The sequence below is a fragment of the Sinimarinibacterium flocculans genome (assembly GCF_003201205.1).
In the GTDB taxonomy this organism is placed as follows: Bacteria; Pseudomonadota; Gammaproteobacteria; order Nevskiales; family Nevskiaceae; genus Solimonas; species Solimonas flocculans.
Genome location: NZ_QICN01000012.1, coordinates 1 through 22,904, shown reverse-complemented (window position 1 = coordinate 22,904; position 22,904 = coordinate 1). Strand labels below are relative to the sequence as shown.

Genomic DNA, 22,904 nt, shown 5'->3' with positions numbered 1-22,904 from the left:
AGCGCATGCGCCACCGGCCTCTCATCAAGCGACTGTGCCTCGCCGGCCTGCTGGCCGCGACCGGCGGCGCGAGCGCGGGGATCGACGTGCGCGTCGAGGGGCTCGACGGGGCGCTGCGCAACAACGTCAACCAGCGCCTGGGCATCCGTGCCGAGGCCGGCCGCGACGATCTGGACGTCGCCCTCGTCGAGGCGCTGCACCGCGATGCGTTCCGCGACATCTTGGTCGCGCTGCAGCCCTACGGCTACTACAACCCGGTGATCGACGGCCAGCTCGAAGGCGAGGCGCCGGAGTGGACCGCGCGCTACCGCGTCGAACCGGGGCCGCGCACGCTGATCGACACGGTTGAGCTGCGCATCGAAGGCGACGGCGCAGATGATCTGCAGGCGCAGCACGACACCATCCTCAAGCGCCTGCAGCCGGGCGAGCCGCTGCGGCACGCGCGCTACGAGGATGCCAAGAACACGCTGGCCACGGCGGCGTACGGGCTCGGCTACCTCGACGCGCGCTTCACCCGCGCCGAACTGCGCGTGCTGGCGGACGACAATCTCGCCGAGCTGTTCCTGCACTTCGATACCGGACCGCGCTACCGCTTCGGGGCGGTGACGGTGGAGCAGGACATCCTGCGACCGGCGATCGTCGAACGCTACGTGACGATCGAGCCCGGCGCGTACTTCGATCCGCAGGCCCTGCTCGACACCCAGTTCGCGCTCAGCGACCTCGGCTACTTCTCGGATCTGGAGATCCTGCCGCGGCGCGATGCCGCCGAAGACCGTGCCGTGCCGATCGTGATCCGCACCTCGCCGCGGCCCCGCACGCGCTACAACTTCGGCATCGGCTACGGCACCGACACCGGCGCGCGCATCGGCACCGGCGTCGAGGTGCGGCGCTTCAACCGCCTCGGGCACACCGGGCAGGCGGAGGTGCGCTTGTCCGAGGTCAAGAACACCGCGCGAGGGGAGTACCGCATCCCGCTGGGCACCCGCATCGGCGACAGCATCGGCGTGGCCGCCGAGCTGACCACCGAACGCTTCGACGACGGCGACAGCCAGAAGTGGGGGGCCGAGCTGAGCCTGCTGCGCAAGCCGGGCGACTGGCGTCGCAAGCTGTACCTCGCGTTCACGCACGAGGAGTCCGAACTCGGTTCGACGCGGCAGACGGCAGACCTGCTGACGCCGGGCATCAGCCTCACGCGCACCGAGGTCGACGATCCGATCTACAGCCGGCGCGGCTGGTCGCTGTTCGTCGACGTCCACGGCGCGGTGCGCGAGGTGCTGTCGCCGACCAGCTTCGTGCGCTCGCAGGTCGTCGCCCGCGCGGTGCTGCCGGCGGGCGAGCGCTCGCGCGTGCTCGGGCGCGCCGAGTACGGCGCCAACCTGGTCGACGCGTTCGGCGAACTGCCGGCGTCGCAGCGCTTCTTCGCCGGCGGCGACCAGTCGGTGCGCGGCTACGCCTACCAGTCGCTCGGCCCGCTCGACGACGAGGGCGCGGTCATCGGCGGCAAGTTCGTCAGCACCTACAGCCTCGAGTTCGAGACCCGCGTCGTCGGCAACTGGGGTGCGGCGGTGTTCTACGACTTTGGCGGCGCGGACGACGATCCGGCTCCCCGCCTGCTGCAGGGCGTCGGCGCCGGCGTGCGTTACCGCGCGCCGGTGGGTTCGGTGCAGGTCGATCTTGCCCACCCGCTGGATGATCGCGATGGCGGCAGCGGCAGCGGCGTGCGCCTGCACATCGGTGTGAGGGTCGGACTGTGAGTGCGCTGTCGGTGCTGCACCGGCTCTCGCGCATCGTGCGCGACGGGCTGGGACTTCTGCTGACCCTCACGGCCGGCGCGCTGGTGTTCCTGCTGTTCACCGAAGCCGGGGCGCGACTCGCGCTGCGCGAAGTCGAGGCGCGGCTGGACTCGGTGCGCACCGAACAGGTCGGCGGTCGCCTGTGGGGGCCACTGACCGCCGGGCAGCTCGTCTACGAGGACGACACCGTGCGCATTGAGATCCGCGAGCTGTCGCTGGACTGGTCGCTGCTGCAGGCGCTGCGTGCGCGCCTGGCGTTCTCCGAGCTGCATGCCGGCGAGCTGCAGCTCGTCGTCAAGCCGCGTCCGTCGGACGAAGCGCCGGCCGAACCGGGCGGGATGCTCACACGTCTGCCGCTCGATCTCGCCGTCGGCGACCTGCGCGTCGACCGCTTCGAGATCGTTGCCGGCGAGGGCGAGCCCATCGTGCTGGAGGACGTCAGCCTGGCGGCCGGCTGGCGCGGGGAGCGGGTGCGCATCGATGCGCTGCGGGCGACGACGCCGTGGGTCGGCACGCTGGACGTGGCCGGCGAAGCGCATCTGCAGCCGGACGCCGTGGTGATCGACGCCCTGCGCGTCGGCGGCTTCGTCGATGCGAGTGTCGAGGGTCGCTACGGCTACGACACGCCGTCGGACCTGCGCCTGCAATGGACGGCGCTGCGCTGGCCGCCCGCGGCCGACGCCGCTCCGCAGTTCGCGAGCGACGGTGGCCGGCTGCACTGGCAGGGTGTGCCGGATGCCTGGCAGTTCGAGCTCGACGGGGCGCTGGTAGCAGCGGGAGAGGCCCTGCAGATCGAAGCGGCCGGCAGCGGCACGCTTGACGCGGTGGAGCTGAGCCGGGCGCGGGTCGACAGCGGGCACGGCCGCGTCGACGCACGCGCGTCCCTGCGCTACGCCGGGCTGGAACTGAAGGCCGACGGTCGGGTCGAGGCGCTCGAGCCGCAGCACTGGGCGCCGCAGTTCGAGGGTCTGATCCAGGGCGATTTCGACGTGGAGGCGGTGCTCGGCGCCGACGAGCCGGAGCTGCGCTTCGACGTGCGGCTCGACGACTCCCGGCTGCAGGGGCACACCGCCGACGTCGAGGCCCGCGGGCGCTACCGCGGCCAGACGCTGGTGTTCGAGCGGCTCGACGCGCGCGTCGGCCGCAATCGCCTTCGTCTCAGCGGGCAGGTGCTGCCGGAGCTGGCTGCTGAGGCGCAGGTCGACGGACGCGATCTGGCAGCGATACTGCCCGAGCTGGCCGGCAGTCTGCGTGGACGCGTGCGCGCCGACGGCCCGCTGCAGCGTCCGCGCCTCGCCGGCGAACTCGAGGCATCCGGCCTCTACTACGGCACTTACGGTAGCGAACGCCTGCAGGCGCGTTTCGATCTCGATCCGGCGCAGCGGCTGACGCTCGACGTGCGCGCCGACACCGTCGCTGCCGGGACACCGATCGACAGCGTCGAACTGGCGCTGCGCGGCAGCGCGCAGGACCACCGGCTGACGCTCGATGCCCGTCTGCCGCAGGCCCACTTGGCGACCACGCTGACGGGCGCGCTGGATATCGCCGCGCGCCGCTGGACCGGACAGCTCGCCGCGGCGCAGATCGAGCCGCGTGGCTTCCCCGCGTTCGCGCTGGAAGAGGCTGCGGCGCTCAGCGTCGCGGAGGACGTCGTCGAGCTGGCGCCCGCCTGTCTGAAGAGCGAGCTGGCGCGCGTCTGCACGGCGTTGCGCCCGGTCGATGGTGCCCGCCGCGTCGCCTTCCGCCTGCAGGATCTCGAGCTGGCCATGCTCGAGCCCTGGCTCGGTGGCCTGCAGGCCGAAGGCGCGATCGAAGGGCGCGGCTATGTCGACCTGGGGCCGGGCGGACTGCAGGACCTGCGCCTGGATCTCGACAGCAGCCGCCTGCGCCTGACCCGAGCCGGACTGCCGCCGCTGGTCCTGCTGCCGGGTACGGTGCGCGTGGTCGAGAACGAGCAGGCGCTGGACCTGAGCGCCGAGCTGCCGCTCGAGCGCGGCGGGCTCACGCTCGCAGGTCGACTGGCGCCCGGCGACGACTTCCTGCAGCGCGGCCTCGAAGGCGAGCTGCGGGTGGAGGTGCCCGAGCTGACCTGGCTGCACGTGCTCAACTTCGAGATGCAGGAGGCGCGCGGACGGCTGAGCGGGCGCATCCGCGCCAGCGGCACGCTGTCCGAGCCGCGCTTCGACGGGCGCGTCGAGTTCGCCGATGCCTCGATGCGCCTGCGCACGCCGGGCATCCGCCTGGAACGGATCCGCGCGCTCGTCAGCGGCAGCAGCAGCGGCGCGCTCGAGATCGACGCCGAGGCCTGGTCCGGCGACGGCGTGCTGCGCGCGGCCGGGCAGTTCGATCCCTGGCGGCGCCCTTTCGGCCTGAACCTGAAGATCGACGGACAGGACTTCCAGGCGGTGCGCACGCCCGATGCGAGCGTCTGGGTGACCCCCAGGCTCGACGTCGCCCTCGCCGAAGGGGCGCTGCGCGTCGACGGCACCGTCGACGTGCCGCGCGCGGACATCACGCCCAAGCGCATCAGCAGCGGCGTCGGGCCCAGCACCGACCAGGTCATCGTGCGCCGTGGCGAGGACGGCGGTGGCGACGCAGTCGGTATCTTCGCCGACGTGCGCCTGAAGCTGGGCGAGGCCGTCCGCTTCGAGGGATTCGGCCTGAAGACCCGGCTATCCGGTGCGATCCGCGTGATCGAGGCGCCGGGCGTGCCGACGCGCGCACGCGGCGAACTGCAGCTCGTCGGCGGCCGCTACGAGGCGTACGGGCAGGAGCTGACGCTGGAGACCGGCAAGCTGCTGTTCACCGGCGGCGCGCTGACCCGGCCGGCGGTGCAGTTGCGGGCGACGCGCGAGCCGCGCGAGGACATCACCGTCGGCGTGCTGGTCCGCGGCACGCTCGACAAGCCGGAGTTCAGCCTGTTCTCGACGCCGGCGATGCCGCAGGAGCGGCAACTGTCGTGGCTGGTGCTCGGACGCTCGCTCGACGAGGGCGGCAGCGGCAGCGACCGCGAACTGGTTGCCGACGCGGCGCTCGGGCTCGGGCTGGCCGGCGGCGAATGGCTGGCGCAGCGTCTCGGCAGCCGCATCGGCTTCGACGAGATCACCGTCGGGGCCAAGCCCGGCGAGAGCAGCCAGCAGGCGCAGATCACGCTCGGCAAGTATCTGTCGCCACGGCTGTTCATCAGCTACGGGGTCGGCCTGTTCCAGGCGGGCCAGTCGTTCCGCCTGCAGTACGACATCGGCAGCGGCTTCAAGCTGGCGACCGAGACCGGCGTCGAGTCCGGCGGCGATCTGCTGTACACGATCGAGCGCTGAGCCGGACCGGCCCGGCCGGGCCCCGCGGGCGACGGCGTTTATACTGCGCGCCCGTTCGTGCCCGAGCGTGCCGATGCGATTCCTGCGCCTGCTGCCGCTTCTCGTCGTTGTGATCGCTGCCTGCGGCCAGACCGGTCCGCTGGTGCTGCCCGAGCAGACGCTGGCGCCGCCGCCGTCCGCGCCGCCGGTGGCCGTGACGCCTGCGGACGACGACGAGCCGGACGATGCCGGCCGGACCTCCGAATCGCCCTGACCCCCACAGACTTCGATGGATCATTTCGAACTGCGCGACGGCGCGCTGTACGCCGAGAACGTGGCGGTCGCCGAGATCGCGCGGCAGCATGGCACCCCGTGCTTCGTCTATTCGCGGGCGACGTTGGAGCGTCACTACCGCGCCTTCGACGAGGCGCTGTCCGGCGTCGACCATCAGGTCTGCTATGCGGTCAAGGCGAACTCCAATCTCGCGGTGCTCGACGTGCTCGCGCGTCTGGGCGCCGGCTTCGACATCGTTTCCGGCGGTGAACTCGAACGCGTGCTGCGGGCCGGCGGCGACGCCGGCAAGGTCGTGTTCTCCGGTGTCGGCAAGACCGCCGACGAGATGCGCACGGCCCTGCAGGCCGGCATCTTCTGCTTCAACGTCGAGTCCGCGTTCGAGCTCGAGCAGCTGGATGCCGTCGCGCGCAGCCTGGGCACCCGTGCCCCGATCGCCCTGCGCGTGAACCCGGACGTCGACGCCGGGACACATCCGTACATCAGCACCGGCCTGAAGAACAACAAGTTCGGCGTCGACATCGCGACCGCGGAGCGCCTGTACGCGCAGGCCGCCGGCATGGACGGCATCGAGGTCGCCGGCGTCGCCAGTCACATCGGCTCGCAACTGCTGGAGATCCGGCCGCTGCTGGACGCGCTCGATCGCGTCCTTGCGCTGGTCGAGCGGCTCGCGGCGCGCGGCATCGTGCTGCGGCACATCGACTGCGGCGGCGGTCTGGGCGTGCGCTACAAGGACGAGCGGCCGCCCGAACCGCGCGACTGGGCCAGCGCCATCAAGGCCAAGCTCGCCGGTCGCGGCCTGCGGGTGCTCACCGAGCCGGGCCGGGCGATCGCCGGCAATGCCGGCATCCTCGTCACGCGCGTGCTCGGCATCAAGCACGGCGAGGAGAAATCGTTCGCGATCGTCGACGCCGCGATGAACGATCTGCTGCGGCCGACGCTGTATCAGGCGTGGATGGACATCGTGCCGGTGCAGCCGCGCGACGGGAAGGTGCACCGCTACGATGTCGTCGGGCCGGTCTGCGAGTCCGGCGACTGGATCGGCCGCGAGCGCGACCTGGCGATCGACGCCGGCGACCTGCTGGCGGTGCGCACCGCCGGCGCCTATGGTTTCGTCATGGCGTCGAACTACAACACCCGTGCGCGGGCCGCCGAGCTGATGGTCGACGGCGATCGCGTGCACGTGGTGCGTGCCCGCGAGACGCTGGACGATCTCATGCGCGGCGAGGCGCGACTGCCGTGACGACGGCGCCGGACACTGCGTCCGCCAGGCCGCTGATCCTCATCGACGGCTCGAGCTGGCTGTTCCGCGCTTACCACGCGCTGCCGCCGCTGACCAATGCGCAGGGCCGGCCGACCGGCGCGGTGTTCGGCATGGCCAACATGCTGCGCAAGCTGCTCAAGGACTACGCGCCCGAGCGCATCTGCGTGGTCTTCGACCCCAGCGGCAAGACCTTCCGCGACGAGCTGTACGCCGACTACAAGGCGACGCGCACCGAGACGCCGGAAGACCTGTCGGCGCAGTTTCCGGCGATTCTCGAACTGATCGAGGCGATGGGGCTGCCGCTGGTCACGGTCGACGGCGTCGAGGCCGACGACGTCATCGGCACCCTGTCGCGCGCGTCCGCCGCGCGCGGCGAATCGGTGCTGATCGTCACCAGCGACAAGGACATGGCGCAGCTCGTCGACGAGCGCGTGCAGCTGCTCGACACGATGAAGAACCGCCGGCTCGATCCCGCCGGCGTCGTCGAGAAGTTCGGTGTGCCGCCGGAGCGCATCATCGACTACCTCGCACTGATGGGCGACACCGTCGACAACATTCCGGGCGTGCCCGGCGTCGGCCCGAAGACCGCGGCGAAGTGGCTCAACGAATACGGCACGCTCCACGACATCGTCGCCCGCGCCGACGAGATCAAGGGCAAGGTCGGCGAGAACCTGCGGGCGCATCTGGACCGCTTGCCGCTCGCGCGCCAGCTCACCGAGATCAAGTGCGACGTGGCGCTGCCGCTGACGCTCGACGAGCTGGCCCCGCGTGCCCCGGACGCCGCGCGTCTGGCGGCGTTGTACCGCAGCCACGGTTTCAACCGGCTGCTCGAGGAGATCGAGCGCGGTGACGCGGCGAGCGAGGACGCCGCGCCGCTGCCGGCGCCGAAGAACGACTCGGTCGCCACCGAGGTCACGACAGTGCTCGACGACGAAGCGCTCGATGCCCTCGTGCAGGCGCTGGAGCGTGCGGCGCTGATCTGCTTCGACACCGAGACCGACAGCCTCGATTCCAATCAGGCGAACCTGGTCGGGCTGGCGTTCGCGGTCGAGGCGGGCAAGGGCTGGTACGTGCCGCTCGCGCACGACTATCTGGGCGCGCCGCCGCAGCTTGATCGCGGCACGGTGCTCGAGCGCCTGCGACCGGCTCTCGAGGACGCGAACCGCGCCAAGCTCGCCCAGCACGGCAAGTACGACATGAACGTGCTCGCCGCGCACGGCATCCGGCTGGCGGGGCTGCGGCACGACACCATGCTGCAGAGTTACGTGCTCGACGCCGCCGGCAACCGGCACGACATGGACACGCTGGCGCTCAAGCACCTGGGACACACGACGATCAAGTTCGAGGATGTCGCGGGCAAGGGGCGCAAGCAGCTGACCTTCAACCAGGTCGAGATCGACAAGGCGGCGACCTACTCGGCCGAGGATGCCGACATCACCCTGCGCCTGCATGGCGCGCTGTATCCGCGCGTCTGCGAGATCGCCGAGCTGCGCAAGGTCTACGAGACCATCGAGATGCCGCTGGTGCCGGTGCTCGCGCAGATGGAGCAGACCGGCGTCAAGGTCGACGTCGCGCTGTTGCGGCAGATCAGCGTCGAACTCGCCGGGCGCATGGACGAGCTGCAGGCGCAGGCGCATGCCGAGGCCGGCGGCGAGTTCAATCTCGGCTCGCCCAAGCAGCTGGGCGCGATCCTCTACACGCAGCTCAACCTGCCGGTGCTCGGCAAGACGCCCAAGGGCGAGCCGTCGACGGCCGAGGACGTGCTGGAGGAATTGGCGAGCCAGCATCCCCTGCCGCGGCTCATCCTCGACTGGCGCGCGCTGGCCAAGCTGCGTTCGACCTACACCGAGCTGCTGCCGCAGGCCGTGAATCCGCGCACCGGCCGCATCCACACGTCCTACGGCCAGGCGATCGCCGCGACCGGCCGCCTGTCGTCGTCGGACCCGAACCTGCAGAACATCCCGGTGCGCAACGCCGAGGGCCGCCGCATCCGCCAGGCCTTCGTCGCCGAGGCCGGCAACGCCCTGCTGGCGATCGACTACTCGCAGATCGAGCTGCGGCTGATGGCGCACTTCTCCGGCGACGAGCGTCTGCAGCAGGCGTTCCGCGAGGGCCGCGACATCCACCAGGCGACCGCGGCCGAGGTGTTCGGACTGCCGGTCGACGAGGTCCCCGCCGAGCGCCGGCGTGCGGCCAAGGCGATCAACTTCGGCCTGATCTACGGCATGTCGAGCTTCGGCCTCGCCCGACAGCTCGGCATCGGCCGGGGCGAGGCGCAGGAGTACATCGACCGCTTCTTCGGGCGCTATCCGGGGGTCAAGGCGTTCATGGACGGCACGCGCCAGGCGGCGCGTGAGCGCGGCTACGTCGAAACCCTCTACGGTCGTCGCCTGTACCTGCCGAACATCCGCTCGAAGAACCAGGGTCTGCGCCAGTACGCCGAGCGCACCGCGATCAACGCGCCGCTGCAGGGCACCGCGGCCGACCTGATCAAGCTCGCGATGCTCGACGTTGCAAGCTTTTTGCGCGAGAAGGCGGCAGATGTGCGCATGATCATGCAGGTTCACGACGAGCTGGTTTTCGAGGGGCCGGCGGCGACCGTCCGCGAGTTGGCGCCGCAGATCGCGGCCCGCATGTGCCGGCCCGGCGGCGACCGTTCATCCCCTCTCGCAGTACCGCTCGTCGCCGATTGGGGGGTCGCCGGCAACTGGGATGCCGCCCATACCGCCGAGGGCCACGCAACTAGCGCTGCCTGAAAGAAATTTAGTTTTTCAGGCAAGCAAATCTCACTGACATTCCTGTCAGTATGTATTTTTAACTCATTGATTTTATTAGTTCAGAATCGGTTCAGCTGTGCGGTTCGCAACCGCCTGAAAAGAGCCGTTTGAACTTCGGCCCCGGGCCCCCATCTAATCTTCCGAGCGGCGATTCTCCCTGTCCCGCTCTCCGCCTCACTCCCTGGGCGGATCCGGCATCCCCCAAAGCCGGAAAGCGTCGCCCGGTGGCCTCCCCCCAAGGTCACCGGGCTTTTTTATGTGCCGCTGCCTGCGCCCGCAGCCGCCACGCAGGCGGGATGCGCCCGACGCTCAGGCCGGCTCGGTCGACGGCGTGTCGCTGGCGCGGGAACCGCCGAAGCGCGCCTTGGAGAAGGCGATGCGCGCCTCGGCCGGGGCCTTGCGGTCGCCGTCGCGGTCGACCACCTCCAGGCGCGAGCGCAGGCCGACGCGGTTGGCGATCTGGATCGACAGGCCGGGGCGGGCGTTGAGCTCGAGAATCAGCGGGCCGAGGTTGCTGTCGATGACGATGTCGACGCCCAGATAGCCCAGTCCGGTGAGTTCGTAGGCGCGCGCCGAAAGCTGCAGCACGGTCTCCCAGTCGGGAACCTGCACGTCGGCGATGGCATACATCGTGTCCGGGTGCACCGTGACCGGCATTTCGCGCCAGACCCCGTGCGTCGTGCGGCCACCGCCGATGTCGATGCCGACGCCGATCGCGCCCTGGTGCAGGTTGGCCTTGCCGTCGGACAGGCGCGTGGGCAAGCGCAGCATCGCCAGCACCGGATAGCCGCGATAGACGATCACGCGCACGTCCGGGACGCCGTGATAGGAGATCGACCCGAACACGGCGTGCGCGTGCACGCGGTACTCGATCATCGCCCGGTCCGGCTGCCCGCCGAGGCTGTACATGCCCGACAGGATGTTGCTGATGTGATGGCTCAGGTCGTCCAGGTCCAGCGGCACACCGCTGGCCTTGCGATAGCTGCCGCCGATGCGGCCGGTGATGACGGTGATGCCGTCGCCGCCGGAGCCACGCGCCGGCTTGATCACGAAGTCGCTGCGCCCGTCGAGGATGCGGTCGATGCGACGCGCCCCGTGCTGGGTCTCGACCACGCCGTAGAGTTCCGGCACGGCAATGCCGGCATCGATGGCGAGCTGCTTGGTCAGCAGCTTGTCATCGACACGGGGGTAGTAGCGCCGCCGGTTGTTCGGACCGATGTACAGCGCGTTGCGGGCATTCATGCCGAGCACGCCCAGTTCGCGCAGGTGCCGCGGCGAGGCCAGCCACTTCATCTCTTGATCGCTTCGCTCAGCGCACGAAAGCGCAGCAGCTCGGTGACGCGGTAGCCGGTGTAGCGGCCCAGCAGCAGCGCCAGCGCCAGCACCAGCAGCAGCGACTCGGGGAACACGAAGATGAAGTGCTCGACGCGCAGGTCGAACATGATCAGATAGCAGCCGGCGGCGACGATCAGGCTGCCGACGCCCTGCTTGATCGCATCGGCGGGGCCGTGCTCCTCCCAGACGATCGACATGCGTTCGATGGTCATCGCCAGGATCACCATCGGGAACAGCGCCACCGACAGACCCACCTCGAAGCGCAGGCGCTGCGACAGGATGCTGACGAACGCCATCAGCAGGATGACGATGATCACCACCGCCGCCAGTCGCGGTACCAGCAGCAGCTTGAGGTGTTCGAGGTAGAAGCGCACCGCGAGCCCCAGCGTCACCAGCACGCTGAACAGCAGCACGCCGGCGACCAGGTCCGTCTGCCGGAACGCCAGCGCGATCAGCACCGGCATGAAGGTGCCGAAGGTCTGGACGCCGACGACGTTGCGCAGGAACACGATCAGCAGCGCGCCGACCGGGATCAGCAGCAGCGAGCGGTAGACGTTCTGGGTGTGCACGGGCAGCGCCAGCAGCGAATACGAGGCCACGGCGGACTCGCTGAGCTGGGCCTGGCGGGTGGCGGTTTCCAGCGCCTCCTCCATCGTGCGCGTGACCGAGAAGCGCACCTCGGCGTCGCGGCCGCGTTCGACCGAGAACAGCGGCGTGTCGCCGCGCCACCACATGACGAAATCGGGCGGATAGCCATGCGCGCCGGTGTCGGGATCGATCGGAATCCAGCGCTGGCCGTTGTTGACCTCGATCCACGCCTCGACCTGCGCGCTGCGCGCACCGTCGACCAGCCGCAGACCGCGCGCCATCCGCGCCGGGATATGGGCGCCGGCGAGCACGTAGATCGCCGTGCGCACGCGGTCCTCGCGCGAGGCCTGGCGCGGCAGCAGCAGTTGCGCGTTCTCGTCCGGCGTCGGTCGCGCGAGCATCTGCATCAGCAGCGACGAGAAGGTCGCGATGTCGGCGGACTTGCTGCGCACCTCGTCGAGAATCGCGTTGACCGCGGCGCTGTGCAGCTCGTCGTACAGCGGCGGCGCGGCCAGCGCCGGAACCGCCTGCTCGAGGCTCTTGCTCTCGTGCGGCGTCACCGTGGCCCGGTAGTACAGCGTCTGCCGGCCGGACGGTCGGCGCGTGCTCCAGATCGCGACCCGGTTATTGCTGCGGCGCTCGGTCTGCAGGCCGTAGCCGCGCGAGACGAAGTTCTCGTCGAGGATCGAATAGCCCGGCGGGTCGAGCGGAATCGCCAGCTCTGCCTTGGCGGCGCCTCCGGTCGCCTCGAACGACAGCCGTGCCTCGATGATCCAGCTCTGTATTTCCTCTGCCGGCGTCATCGGGTAGCCGAGCGCCCGCACCTTGTAGACGATCAGCGATACCGCCGTCACGGTCAGGATCGCCACCAGCACCGGCAAGTGCCATCGCCTCATTCTTCCTCCAGATCGTCGACATCGGGCTCAGGGTCCGAGGCCGACGCGCCCCCATCCTGTTGACGCACATTCTCGCACGACGGTTCGCGTGTGTAGATCACCGCCGAATCGACCAGGACGTAATCGCGCATGTAGTTGCGCCCGACCAGCACCGGGTAGTTGAACCCGCTGCGGTCGATCAGGCTGAACTGGCGTTCGCGGTAGACGTCGCCGACGCACAGGCCGAGTTTGACCACCGGCCGGCGCTGGGTCTTGCCGCCGTGCCGGCGGATGCGCACGTGTCGCGCGAGCGGCGCCTCGAAGATCTCGACGCCTTCGAGGTCCTCGTCGCGGACGTCGAAGCGCACCCACTTGTCGCCGTCGCGCTCGAAGTACTCGATGTTCTCGGCGGTCATCGACGAGGTCGTCGCGCCGGTGTCGAGCTTGGCCTTCAGCCGCACGCCGCGCTCGCCCACGGCGACCCATTCGAGCCAGCCGAAAATCTCCCGGTCGCGCGGCGCGTCGCCATCTTCGGCGAGCGCGGCAGGCGCGCAGAGCAGCAGGGCGATGGCCATGCCCAGCGGGCGGCAGATGCGGATCATCGGGCGGGCGTTCGGGAGGAATGTCGTCGGTCGCATTTTATCGTCGGGGCGGAGGGCACCGGGCGGTGCGGGGCCGCAACGCTGGCCACCGGGCGATGAATCGTCCCTGACTCGCGCCGTCTCAGGTCATCAGGGGGCCGATCTTGTTCACCGCGGTGCCCTGGGCGAAATCGACGCCGGCGCTGCGCAGCGGCGCCAGTGCACCGTCGGACTCGATGTTGATGGCGCAGGTGCGGCGGTTCAGCAGATGCGCGGCCTCGCAGATCCATTTCAGATGGGCGCGGTCGAGCGCATCGGTGTCGATGTTGCGCGTCACGCTCGGATGGATCTTCATGTAGTCGATCGGCAGATGACGCAGCTGCGTGATGCCCATCGTCGTGTGGCAGCGGTCGAGCGAGAAGCGCACGCCGATGGGCCGCAACTGCTCCATGAAGCGTTGCACGACCGAGCCCTGGCTGACCGCGAAACCCTCGTCGATCTCGAAGCACAGGTGCCGGGCATCGACCGGCGAGTTGCCGATGATCTCGAAGGCCGACGGTGCGAACTCGGGGTTCAGCAGGCTCTGCGGGGCGAGGTTCAGGCAGGCCGCCGTGTGGGAGTCCAGGAGACGCGGATTGCTTTCGAGCGCCTTCAGCAGGTGACGCAGCGCCCACAGGTCGACCCGGTGCGCCTGCTGCAGCCGCTCGACTGCCGGGAGGTAATAGCCTGGCTCCAGCCAGACACCGTCGTCGTCCTCGACGCGCAGGAAGAACTCCACCAAGGGCTTCTGCGAACTCTCGATGAGCGGCCGCAGTTCCTGCGAGATCAGGTGCGCGCGGCCGTCGTCGAGGCGCGGCAGCAGCCACTCGAGCTAGGTCTGGTCGTCGCGCCGCCGTGCGCCAGGCGCGTCGGCGGGCACCTCGTGCAGCACCCGGTTGCCGCCCCGGTTCTTGGCCTCCGCGAGCAGCGTCTCGGCCTGGCCGAGCAGCTGTGCGCGCTCGCCGCCGCTGCGTGCGATCGGCAGCACGGCGATGCTGAAGTTGCAGGCGATGCGCTTGCCGTTCCATACTAGCTGGTTGGACTCGGCATGCTCACGGACGCGCTCGGCGATTTCCAGCGCGCGCTCCAGGGTCTTGCCGACCAGCAATGCGGCGAAGCGGCTGTTCGAGGGGCGGTAGCCGGTCCCGACGTCGGTGAGCGACATCGAGAAGTTCCGCGCCGCGTGCCACAGGGCCTGCTCGCCGGCCCAGTAGCCGGACTGGTCGTTGATGCGGTCCAGGTCGTCGACACGCAGGTAGATCAAGGCGTGCTGGACGCCGTTGTCGACGGCATCGGCGACCAGCTCGTCGAGCCGCCGCTCGAACGGCTCGCGCGACAGCAGCTTCGAACTCCAGGCGTCCATCTCCGAGTCGCTCAGCGACAGCGACTGGTGGCCGGTCTTTTCCGGCGCGGGCGCATCGGCGCGGCTGAAGCGCACCGAGCAACCGATGGACTGGCCGCCGCTGTCGATGATCGCGGTGGCGGTGACGAAGACCGGTACCGGCTCGTTCTCGTGGTTCACGAGCACGGCCTCGCGGATCTGCGGAATCCCGCTCGCCGAGCCGGCCACCGTCGACAGGAAGTTGCGCAGCGGGTGGTCGCGGAAATGCTGGTTGCCGTCCTCGAACAAGGGGGCGACGTCGTCGAAGCGCTTGCCGATCAGGCTCTCGCGCGGCGAGCGCAGCAGCGTCGCGGTGGCGGCGCTCACGCCGGTCACGGCACCGGTGCGGTCCGTCAGCATGATCGCGTCCTGCGTGATGCCCAGCGCCGCGTCGCGCGAGCGCAGCGCCGCGACATGCTCGGCGCCCAACGACGTGAGCTTGTCGCGCAGGCTGCGGTGCATCTGCATCATGGCGTTGAGCTGCGCCGTGCGTTTGTCGCCCTCCTCGGTCAGCGCGCGCAACTGCTCGGCGTCGTGGGACTGCTTCGGCGGCTTGCGGGTGCGCAGGCGTGCGAACAGGCGGTCCACCGGCTTGCGCACGCTGGCGTTCCACACCAGGTAGCCGACGACGAGCAGCATCAGTGCCTGGAGTGCGGACGCGGCGCGCAGCAGGCGGCGGCCCTTTTCGTCCAGATCCCCGCCGAGCGCCGGTTCGAGGCCGAAGCGGTGCAGCAACGCCGCCAGGACCGCGGCGATCAGGACCAGCGACAGCCACGCGACGACGCGCTTGGCGCGCCTGCGTCCCAGCGTCCGCGTCAGCATGCTCGGCATCGTCCGTCCTTGTGTCTATCGATCTTCGATCTTAGCGCCCTGCGACAGCAGAACGCTCGCACGTTCGCGCAGCGCTTCCACGCCGCTGGGCGCCTGCGCCGAGAACAGCTGCACGCTCAGTCCCGGGACCTGGGCCAGCGATCGCTGCACGGCCAGCATCGCGTTCTTGGCGGCACCATAGCCGAGCTTATCGGCCTTGGTCAGCACCACGTGGCAGGGCAGTGCGCGCGCGGCCGCCCACTCGAGCAGCTGCCGGTCCTGCGGCATCAGCGGATGGCGGACGTCCATGATCTGCACGATGCCGCAGACGTTGGCGCGGGTTTCGAGATAGCGGCCGATCAGCGCCCCCCAGCTCTCGCGCAGGTCGCGGGCGACCTTGGCGAAGCCGTAGCCCGGGATGTCGGCCAGACGCCCGAGCGGCACCTCGAACAGGTTGATCAGCTGCGTGCGTCCCGGCGTCTTGCTGACCCGGGCCAGGGCCTGCTGTCCGCAGAGGCGGTTCAGGGCACTGGATTTGCCCGCGTTCGAGCGTCCCGCGAACACCAGTTCCGGCCGGTCGTCGTCGGGCAGCTGGCTCAATTGCGCGCAGGACAGCAGAAATCGGGCACCGGCGAAGGGATTGGGGGTACGGTCGTTCATGTCGGGCGGGGCTGGCGCGCGACAAGCATAGCCGTCCGGCCGGCTGCGCGTGCCAAGCGGGACGCGGGCCATGTAGAATCGCGCGCTGGTCCACGACCAACCGCATCCGCGGCCGCGACGCAGGCCGCCGGCGCGGGTCACGATCTTCCGGAGTTGCAAAGACAATGAAGCGTGTTCTGCTGGCTGCCCTCCTGTGCACTCCGCTGGTGGGTGCGATGGCGGCCTCCGACAATGGATCCGGTGCGGCAACGGGCGCCGACCCGTTCACCCAGGGCAACGCAGAAGCCGGTGCCGCCAAGGCCGCGCCCTGTGTCGCCTGCCACGGCCCGGGGGGCAACAGCTCCAATCCCGAGTGGCCCAAGCTCGCCGGACAGAATGCGGCCTACACCTTCGAGCAGCTGCAGAACTTCAAGACCGGCGTGCGCAAGAACCCGCTGATGGCGCCGCAGGCAGCTGCGCTGTCCGAGCAGGACATGCGCGATCTCGCCGCCTACTTCGCGGCGCAGCCGTTTTCCCCGGGTGTGGCTAGCGAAGAGGCCGTCGCCAGGGCCGAACCGCTCTACCGCGGTGGCGATGCCGCCCGCGGCATTCCGGCCTGCGCCGCCTGCCACGTCGCCAATGGCGCCGGCGTCGCCGCCTCGGGCTATCCGCGCATCGGCGGCCAGCATGCGACGTACACGGCCAACACGCTGCGGCTGTACCGGGACTTCGCATCGAGCGGCGAAGAGATGCCGTCGGGGAACTTCGGGATCATGGCGGCAGTCGCAGGCAAGCTTTCGGACGAGGACATCGACGCACTGGCCTCGTACATCAACGGCCTGCAGTGAGGATCTGACCCGACATGCGTTCACCTTTCCGTGCCCTTGCCGCCGCCGTCCTCGGCGTCTTCGCCATTGCCTGCTCCGCCCAGGACGCCGGCAGCGCCTTCGAGGAAGGCAAGCACTACCAGAAGGCACGCAAGGTGCAGGCGCCGGACGACCCGAAGCGTATCGAGGTCGCCGAGTTCTTCATGTACAGCTGCCCGCATTGCTACTCGTTCGACCCGACGATCTCGGCGTGGGCGAAGACCAGGCCGGGCGACGTGGATTTCGTGCGTTACCCGGTCACCTTCGGCCGCGAGATCGGCCGGGTCCACGCGCGGGCGTTCTACGCCGCCGAGGCCCTGAACGTCAGCGAGCAGGTGCACATGCCGCTGTTCGAGGCGATCCACGAGCGGCGCATGCCGCTGAACAACGAGGCGCAGTTGCAGACCGTCTTCAACAGCGTGACCGGCGTGATGCCGGACGTGCTGTCGGCGACGCTCAAGGGCTTCGCGGTCGACTCGCGCGTGCGCAAGGCCGAGCAGCTGGCGATGGACTACGGCGTCACCAGCGTGCCGACGATGGTCATCGGCGGCAAGTACGTCACCAGTGCGGCGATGGTCGGCAGTTTCGAGGACACGGCGAAAGTGATCGACTTTCTGGTCGACAAGGTGCGCAAAGAACGTGCGGGCGGCTGATTCCGGCCTGCGAACACTCAAGGCCCGGCTGATCGCCGGGCTTTTTGTTGTGGCGCCCGGCCTCGTCGCCGGTGCCGACGAACCCGCACCGGCGCTGCCGCTGGCCACGCTGGAGACCGCGTGCCGGCTGATCGGCGGACGGCTGCACAGCGTCGGCGCGCAGCGTTGCCTGGATGCCGGGCTGCACGTCGCCGAGGGGGCGAGTCGCGAGGGACTGCCGCTGCTGTACCGCGACTATCCGGCCACCTCGCGGCGCACAACGCCGCAGCGGGTGCTGATGATCGGCGGCATCCACGGCGACGAGCTGTCGTCGGTGAGCATCGTGTTCAACTGGATGGAGCGCCTCGAGCGCAGCCGCTTCCAGCCGCTGCACTGGCGCGTGCTGCCCTGTGCGAACCCCGACGGACTGTTGCGCCGGCCGGCCACGCGCATGAATGCGGCCGGTGTCGACCTCAACCGCAACTTTCCCTCGCGCGACTGGGACACCGAGGCCACGGCGTACTGGGAGCGCCGGACCGGGCGCGACCCGCGTCGCTATCCCGGCCCGCAGGCGTTGTCGGAGCCCGAGACGCAGTGGCTGGTGCGCGAGATCCGGCAGTTCAAGCCGGACGCGATCGTCTCGGTGCACGCGCCCTTCGGCATCCTCGATTTCGACGGGCCGCGCGAGCCGCCGCAGCGCTTCGGCTTCCTGCACCTGCACCAGCTCGGCACCTACCCCGGCTCGCTGGGCAATTTCGCCGGCATCAACATCGGCCTGCCGGTGATCACGCTGGAACTGCCGTATGCCGGCATCATGCCCAGCCCGCAGCAGCAGGCGCGGATCTGGGCCGACATGCTGACCTGGCTCGAACGCAACCTGCCGGAAGAGGCGCCCCTGTACTTCCGCCTGGGCGACCATCCCTGGAACGGCGCGGAAGCAGAAACGCAGAACTGAGCGGCTGCGCCGCCCGGGCGCTGGCGCCCCGGACGCGGCTTTACTACCGGTTGATCTCGCGGATGATCTTCCAGGCGCCGTCAGCCTCGCGGCGCCAGAACTGCTGCTTGCGCGTCGTCACGGCGTAGTTGTCGGAGCTGTATTCCATCGTGAACTCGGCGAGCAGCACGTCCTGCTCGGCACCGGGATAACGGAACAGGCTCATGTCCGACAGGCGGATGTCGATGAACTTCTTCGACGCGTTGACGCGGCGCTTGTGTGCCGCGAACGCGGCGCGGCCCATGCCGTCGGCGCTGAAGTCGTCGGCGTAGTAGGCGAGGTAGGCCTCGGTGTCGCGCGCCGACCACTTGGCGCGCCAGTCCTCGACGCGGCGCATGAAGGCCTCGCGCACCGGGGTCACGGCATCGGCCGGAACCCATTCGAGCTTGTCGCTGAGAATCACCGGCGTGCCGCCGAAACGCACGTGGGTACGCAGCGCCTCGAGATCGACGTTGGCCATCGTCACGCAGCCTTCGCTGGACCGTGGCGGCCGGCTGTAGGTGTCGCGCGGCACGCCGTGCAGCCAGATGCCCGAGCCGGTGCGCCGGAGATGGCGGTCCCAGGCGTTCGGATAGTCGAGCGGCAGCGCGCCGGCGCCGTAGAGTTCCGGCAGCTTGTCGTCGTCGATCCAGTGGGTGATGTGGTAGAGCCCGACGGGCGTGCGCATGTCGCCGGTGACCTGCTTGCCCGAGCCGTTGCGGCCGATGGCCGCGTAGTGATGACGCAGCAGGCTCAGCTCGCCGCCGTTGTTCTCGAGCAGGTAGAGGCGTGCCCGCGGCAGGTCGACGACGATCGCATGCTCGAAGCCCTCGGAAAGCTGCAGCACGACGTTGGGCACCATGCCCGGCATCGGCACGGCCTTTTCGCCGGCCAGGCGCACGCGCGCCTCCTCGGCGAGATCGCGCAGTCGCGCGTCGGTGCTCATGCTGGTGGCGACGAGCTTGCCGGCATCGGCGCCCGACAGTGCCGCCAGCAGCTCGCCGTAGATCAGCTGCGCCAGACGGAAATTGGGCTCGCGCCGGGTCAGCGATTCCAGCGTCGACAGGGCCTCACCCGAGCGTCCGGCACGCAGCAGCTCGACCGCTTCGTTGAACTGTCGTTCGGGGCCGGTGTCGATCGCCGTCGCCACGCTCATCCAGCATCCGAGCGTGGCGCACGCGAGTGCGCGGAACTTGCCAGCAATCATCGGGAAAGAACGCGTCGGGAATCAGCGGCTGTACTCACGGGCGATCTTCCAGCCGCCCGCGGTCTTCTTCATGTCGAGCACCTTGGTGACGACGTCGGAGAACGTGTCGGAGACGTACTCCTGGCGGAAGCTCACGCTCGCGCCGGCGTCGCCGGTGCTGCTGAACGCCGGATCGGTCACGTTGACCTGGATGCGTCCGGGTGCGCTGATGCGCTCGCGGCGCTGGGCCTCCCACGCGGCGCGCGAAAGACCGCCCTCGGGGACGAAGTCCTGGGCGTAGGCCGCGAAGTAGGCGCTCAGGTCCTGCTTCGACCAGGCGGCGGCCCAGGCTTCGACGCTGCGCAGCAGCGCCGCGCGGGTGTCGGCACCGAGCGCGTCCGTATCCGCCGGCGCCTCGGCCACTGCCGCCACGGGAGCCGGTGTCGGTGCAGCGGCCGGAGCGGCTGCGACGGCCGGCGGCGGCGCACTGACCGGCACGGCTTCGCGCGCCACCGTCTCGCTGGCGTCGATCTGGTTGAGCAGCGCCAGCTTGTGGCGCAGCATCTGGTTCGATTCGTCGAGTTGCAGTGCGCGGCTGTACGCGGCGCCGGCCAGCGCGGCGTAGATGTCGCCGAGATTCTCGTGCGCGGTGGCGTAGCTCGGATGGGTGGCCAGGGCGGCCTGCAGCGCGTCGCGGGCCTTTTCGTAGTCGCCCTGCGCGGCGTAGAGCACGGCCAGGTTGTTGTAGGGCTCCGGCAGCTGCGGATAGTCGCGGGTCAGATCGGAGAACACGCGGATCGCGTCCTTGCTGCGCTCGAGACGCACGAGCGCGAGTCCGCGGGCGAAGCGCGCCTCGGCGTCCTGCGGATTGCCGGCAAGGTGCTTGTCGAGCAGCTGGAGCGCGGCGGCCGCCTGCCCCTGTTCGATCATCGACTGCGCCTGCGATGCGACGCCGGCGGCCAGCGCCATGGGTGCAACAATCAGAGCCGCGAGCGCGGCGATGCGGCGAAGCGCAGGCATGCGGAACAGTCCCTAGGTCAACATGGCGGGTAACTATAGCAGCACCCGGGCTGTGCCCCGACGTGCGCGGCAGCCCTCAGGCCTCGCGCCGACCGTAGACGGCGGCCATGTCCGGGGGCAGGCCCTTGTAGCGCTTGTGCACCCAGAAATACTGCGTCGGCGCGAGCGCGATCCCCTGTTCGACGACGTGGTTGATGCGGGTGGCATCGGCGATCTCGTCGCCGAGCGGAAAGTCCTCGAGTGCCGGCAGGATGCGGACACGGTAGCGGCTGCCGTGGCGCTCCGGAAAGTACGGCACGACCTTCGCGCGGCCCATCTGCGAGAGTCGCGCGGTCGCCGTGATCGTGCGCACCGGCACGCCGAAGAACGGGGCGTAGACGCTCATGCGACGGTCCAGGGCCTGGTCGGGCGCGTACCAGATCGGGCGGCCGTCGCGCAGCGCGCGCACCAGCCGGCGCAGATCGTCGCGCGGCAGGGCCGGCAGCCCGGAACGGCCTTCACGCCAGCGGTGCATCAGAAAGTCCATGACCGCGTTGTTGTAGGGTCGGTACATCGCATGGAAGCGCACTCCCGCGAGGCACAGGAAGCGGGCACCCAGTTCCAGCGTCGTGAAGTGGCCTGTCAGCAGCAGGACGCCCGAGCCGTCAGCCATCGCCGCGCGCAGGTTCTCGATGCCCGTGACCTCGCCGCGATGCCGTAGTCTCCAGTCTGGGGCGAACCAGGCCAGCGCCGTCTCGAAGACGCCGCGGCCCAGGTCCGCGAAATGCTGACCGGTCAGGCGCTCGATCTGCGGCGCGTCGGCCTGCGGAAAGGCGATGCGCAGGTTGGTGCGCACGACGTCGCGGCGCGAGCGCAGCAGGTGGCCGATGGCGCGTCCCAGGCCGGCGCCGAGCGCCGCCTGCAGCGGCACGGGGAGCCAGCTCAGCAGCCAGACGCTGGCGACGCCGAGCCAGGTGGCCCAGTGTCGCGGGTGCAGGAGTGCGGCTTGGAAGGCGGGCGCGGCCATCCGCGCATTCTAGAGGTGCGGCCCCTGCGCGCGTGCGCGGCCGCGAGGCGGCACCGGCGGTCAGCGGACCGAAGTGGGCGCGCTGACAGCAGGAAGCCTTAACGGTTTGTCCATGGATTGTTCACGGTCTGTCCATAAACTCCGCCCATGCGCGCGTTATACACCCTGCTGCTGCACCTGCTCGCGCCGTTGGTGGTGCTCAGGCTGCTATGGCGCTCGCGCCGCCTTCCGGGTTATAGGCAACGTATCGGTGAGCGGTTCGGCGGGGTGGCGCGCGTCGGCCAGCCGGTCGCGGTCTGGGTCCATGCGGTCTCGGTGGGCGAAGTCCAGGCGGCGCTGCCGCTGATCCGCGGGCTGGTCGCGCGCTACGGCGAGCGGCGGGTGCTGGTCACGACGACGACGCCGACCGGCTCGGCATGCGTGCGGACATCGCTCGGTGAGGCAGTGCTGCACAGCTACGCGCCGTATGACCTGCCCTGGGTGCTGACGCGTTTTCTGGCGCGGACCAGGCCGGAACGCGTGGTCGTGATGGAAACCGAGCTGTGGCCGAACCTGTTCCGCGCCCTGCGCCGTCGCCGCATCCCGCTGCTGCTCGCCAATGCGCGCCTGTCGGCGCGCTCGCTGCGCGGCTATCGCCGGCTGCGCAGCCTGGCCCGCTCGACGCTGGCCGATTGCAGCCTCATCGCGGCACAGTCCGCGGCCGACGCCGCGCGCTTCGTGGCCCTGGGTGCGCCTGCGGCGCGTGTCGAGGTGAGCGGCAACATGAAATTCGATCAGCCGGTTCCTGCGGCGCAGGTCGCCGCGGGCCGCGCGCTGCGTCTGCGCCTGGGGCGGAGCCGGCCGGTATGGGTCGCGGCCAGCACCCACGAGGGGGAGGAGGTCGCCGCGCTCGACGTGCACCGCACGCTGCTGCAACGATGGCCGGATGCCTTGCTCGTCCTGGTGCCGCGGCATCCGCAGCGCTTCGACGAGGTTGCACGACTGGTCGCCGCCAGCGGCCTGCGCGGCGTGCGTCGCAGCGACGGGTACGAGGCGCTGACGCCGCAGGTGCAGGTGCTGGTCGGCGACAGTCTCGGCGAGATGTTCGTCTACCTCGCGCTGGCCGATCTGAGTTTCGTCGGCGGCTCGCTGGTGCCGGTCGGCGGTCACAACGTGCTCGAGCCCGCCGCCGTGGGCGTACCGGTGCTGTTCGGTCCGCACATGCACAATTTCGCGGCCGCACGAACGCTGCTGCTAGCGGCTGACGCCGCGCGGGAAGTGAGTGCGGCGTCGCTGGCGGCCACGCTTGCGGAGCTGCTGCAGCACCCGGATCGTTGTGCGGCGATGGCCGCGGCGGGCCGTGCGGCCGTCGAGGCGAACCGCGGCGCGAGCGCGCGTCTGGTCGCGGCGGTCGAGGCCCTGCCGGCGACCTCAGAGGGTGTAGACAAAATAAAGTAAAATAGCAGTCTACTGGCGATCAGGGGCTGCGAAATGGGCAAGCGGGGGCGTCCGCCGAAGCTGACGGAACTGGACTATCCGATGTTGCGAGAGGTGGTGATCGCTCGGCCGGCCG

The 22,904-nt window shown here is 69.9% G+C and carries 18 protein-coding genes; 9 read left to right on the top strand and 9 right to left on the bottom strand.

Going from position 1 to position 22,904, the window contains the following annotated elements; all coding sequences use genetic code 11:
* Window positions 1–5: 5 nt before the first annotated feature.
* The 5 genes from C8D93_RS17695 (at window position 6) to polA (ending at window position 9,400) form a co-directional block, all read left to right on the top strand.
* Window positions 6–1,754, top strand: a complete 1,749-nt coding sequence (locus tag C8D93_RS17695; RefSeq protein ID WP_110266573.1) for an autotransporter assembly complex protein TamA — start codon at window positions 6–8, stop codon at window positions 1,752–1,754.
* Complete coding sequence (locus tag C8D93_RS17690) at window positions 1,751–5,110, top strand: translocation/assembly module TamB domain-containing protein (RefSeq protein ID WP_110266572.1); 3,360 nt, start codon at window positions 1,751–1,753, stop codon at window positions 5,108–5,110. Before C8D93_RS17695 ends, C8D93_RS17690 begins: the two co-directional genes overlap by 4 nt.
* 73 nt (window positions 5,111–5,183) lie before the next feature.
* Window positions 5,184–5,363 (top strand): LPS translocon maturation chaperone LptM, encoded by a 180-nt coding sequence (lptM, locus tag C8D93_RS17685; protein WP_110266571.1) that lies wholly within the window; start codon window positions 5,184–5,186, stop codon window positions 5,361–5,363.
* A gap of 15 nt (window positions 5,364–5,378) precedes the next feature.
* Window positions 5,379–6,623 carry a diaminopimelate decarboxylase gene (lysA, locus tag C8D93_RS17680; protein WP_110266570.1) on the top strand — a complete coding sequence of 415 codons (1,245 nt, stop codon included), beginning with the start codon at window positions 5,379–5,381 and terminating at the stop codon, window positions 6,621–6,623.
* The gene (gene polA / locus C8D93_RS17675; protein ID WP_110266569.1) at window positions 6,620–9,400 is read left to right on the top strand and encodes a DNA polymerase I; all 2,781 of its coding nucleotides are present in this window, start codon (window positions 6,620–6,622) and stop codon (window positions 9,398–9,400) included. The genes lysA and polA overlap by 4 nt, the downstream gene beginning before the upstream one ends.
* Window positions 9,401–9,730: 330 nt before the next feature.
* Here the strand turns inward: polA and C8D93_RS17670 are convergent, their stop codons facing one another.
* The 6 genes from C8D93_RS17670 to yihA form a co-directional block, all read right to left on the bottom strand.
* A complete protein-coding gene (locus tag C8D93_RS17670; protein ID WP_110266568.1) occupies window positions 9,731–10,714 on the bottom strand; it encodes an alpha-L-glutamate ligase-like protein in 984 nt (327 codons plus the stop codon).
* Window positions 10,711–12,240: an inactive transglutaminase family protein gene (locus tag C8D93_RS17665; protein WP_110266567.1), complete on the bottom strand. Its 1,530-nt coding sequence runs from the start codon at window positions 12,238–12,240 to the stop codon at window positions 10,711–10,713. The genes C8D93_RS17670 and C8D93_RS17665 overlap by 4 nt, the downstream gene beginning before the upstream one ends.
* Window positions 12,237–12,821 carry an ATP-dependent zinc protease family protein gene (locus tag C8D93_RS17660; RefSeq protein ID WP_170124091.1) on the bottom strand — a complete coding sequence of 195 codons (585 nt, stop codon included), beginning with the start codon at window positions 12,819–12,821 and terminating at the stop codon, window positions 12,237–12,239. The genes C8D93_RS17665 and C8D93_RS17660 overlap by 4 nt, the downstream gene beginning before the upstream one ends.
* 121 nt (window positions 12,822–12,942) lie before the next feature.
* Window positions 12,943–13,578, bottom strand: coding sequence for an EAL domain-containing protein (locus C8D93_RS17655; RefSeq protein WP_170124090.1), 636 nt, complete (start codon window positions 13,576–13,578; stop codon window positions 12,943–12,945).
* A 93-nt stretch (window positions 13,579–13,671) separates the two neighbouring features.
* On the bottom strand, window positions 13,672–15,042 hold the full coding sequence (locus C8D93_RS17650; protein ID WP_211307410.1) for a sensor domain-containing diguanylate cyclase: 1,371 nt from the start codon (window positions 15,040–15,042) through the stop codon (window positions 13,672–13,674).
* 24 nt (window positions 15,043–15,066) lie between these two features.
* Window positions 15,067–15,690, bottom strand: coding sequence for a ribosome biogenesis GTP-binding protein YihA/YsxC (gene yihA, locus C8D93_RS17645; RefSeq protein WP_110266563.1), 624 nt, complete (start codon window positions 15,688–15,690; stop codon window positions 15,067–15,069).
* Window positions 15,691–15,854: 164 nt separating this feature from the next.
* Between yihA and C8D93_RS17640 the strand changes: the two genes are divergently transcribed.
* The 3 genes from C8D93_RS17640 to C8D93_RS17630 are packed head-to-tail and all read left to right on the top strand — an operon-like array spanning window position 15,855 to window position 18,122.
* The gene (locus C8D93_RS17640; RefSeq protein WP_110266562.1) at window positions 15,855–16,517 is read left to right on the top strand and encodes a c-type cytochrome; all 663 of its coding nucleotides are present in this window, start codon (window positions 15,855–15,857) and stop codon (window positions 16,515–16,517) included.
* A 14-nt stretch (window positions 16,518–16,531) separates the two neighbouring features.
* Complete coding sequence (locus tag C8D93_RS17635; protein WP_110266561.1) at window positions 16,532–17,188, top strand: thiol:disulfide interchange protein DsbA/DsbL; 657 nt, start codon at window positions 16,532–16,534, stop codon at window positions 17,186–17,188.
* Window positions 17,175–18,122: a M14 family murein peptide amidase A gene (locus tag C8D93_RS17630; RefSeq protein WP_110266560.1), complete on the top strand. Its 948-nt coding sequence runs from the start codon at window positions 17,175–17,177 to the stop codon at window positions 18,120–18,122. Before C8D93_RS17635 ends, C8D93_RS17630 begins: the two co-directional genes overlap by 14 nt.
* A gap of 43 nt (window positions 18,123–18,165) precedes the next feature.
* Here C8D93_RS17630 and C8D93_RS17625 read toward each other — a convergent pair whose 3' ends face one another.
* The 3 genes from C8D93_RS17625 to lpxL all read right to left on the bottom strand — a co-directional run bounded on the left by C8D93_RS17625 (window position 18,166) and on the right by lpxL (window position 21,352).
* Window positions 18,166–19,296: a L,D-transpeptidase family protein gene (locus C8D93_RS17625; protein WP_245903976.1), complete on the bottom strand. Its 1,131-nt coding sequence runs from the start codon at window positions 19,294–19,296 to the stop codon at window positions 18,166–18,168.
* A 72-nt stretch (window positions 19,297–19,368) separates the two neighbouring features.
* The gene (locus tag C8D93_RS17620) at window positions 19,369–20,346 is read right to left on the bottom strand and encodes a nuclear transport factor 2 family protein (RefSeq protein WP_110266558.1); all 978 of its coding nucleotides are present in this window, start codon (window positions 20,344–20,346) and stop codon (window positions 19,369–19,371) included.
* Window positions 20,347–20,422: 76 nt separating this feature from the next.
* The gene (lpxL, locus tag C8D93_RS17615) at window positions 20,423–21,352 is read right to left on the bottom strand and encodes an LpxL/LpxP family Kdo(2)-lipid IV(A) lauroyl/palmitoleoyl acyltransferase (RefSeq protein WP_110266557.1); all 930 of its coding nucleotides are present in this window, start codon (window positions 21,350–21,352) and stop codon (window positions 20,423–20,425) included.
* A 147-nt stretch (window positions 21,353–21,499) separates the two neighbouring features.
* Between lpxL and waaA the strand changes: the two genes are divergently transcribed.
* Window positions 21,500–22,789, top strand: coding sequence for a lipid IV(A) 3-deoxy-D-manno-octulosonic acid transferase (gene waaA, locus C8D93_RS17610; RefSeq protein ID WP_110266556.1), 1,290 nt, complete (start codon window positions 21,500–21,502; stop codon window positions 22,787–22,789).
* Window positions 22,790–22,904 lie beyond the last annotated feature (115 nt).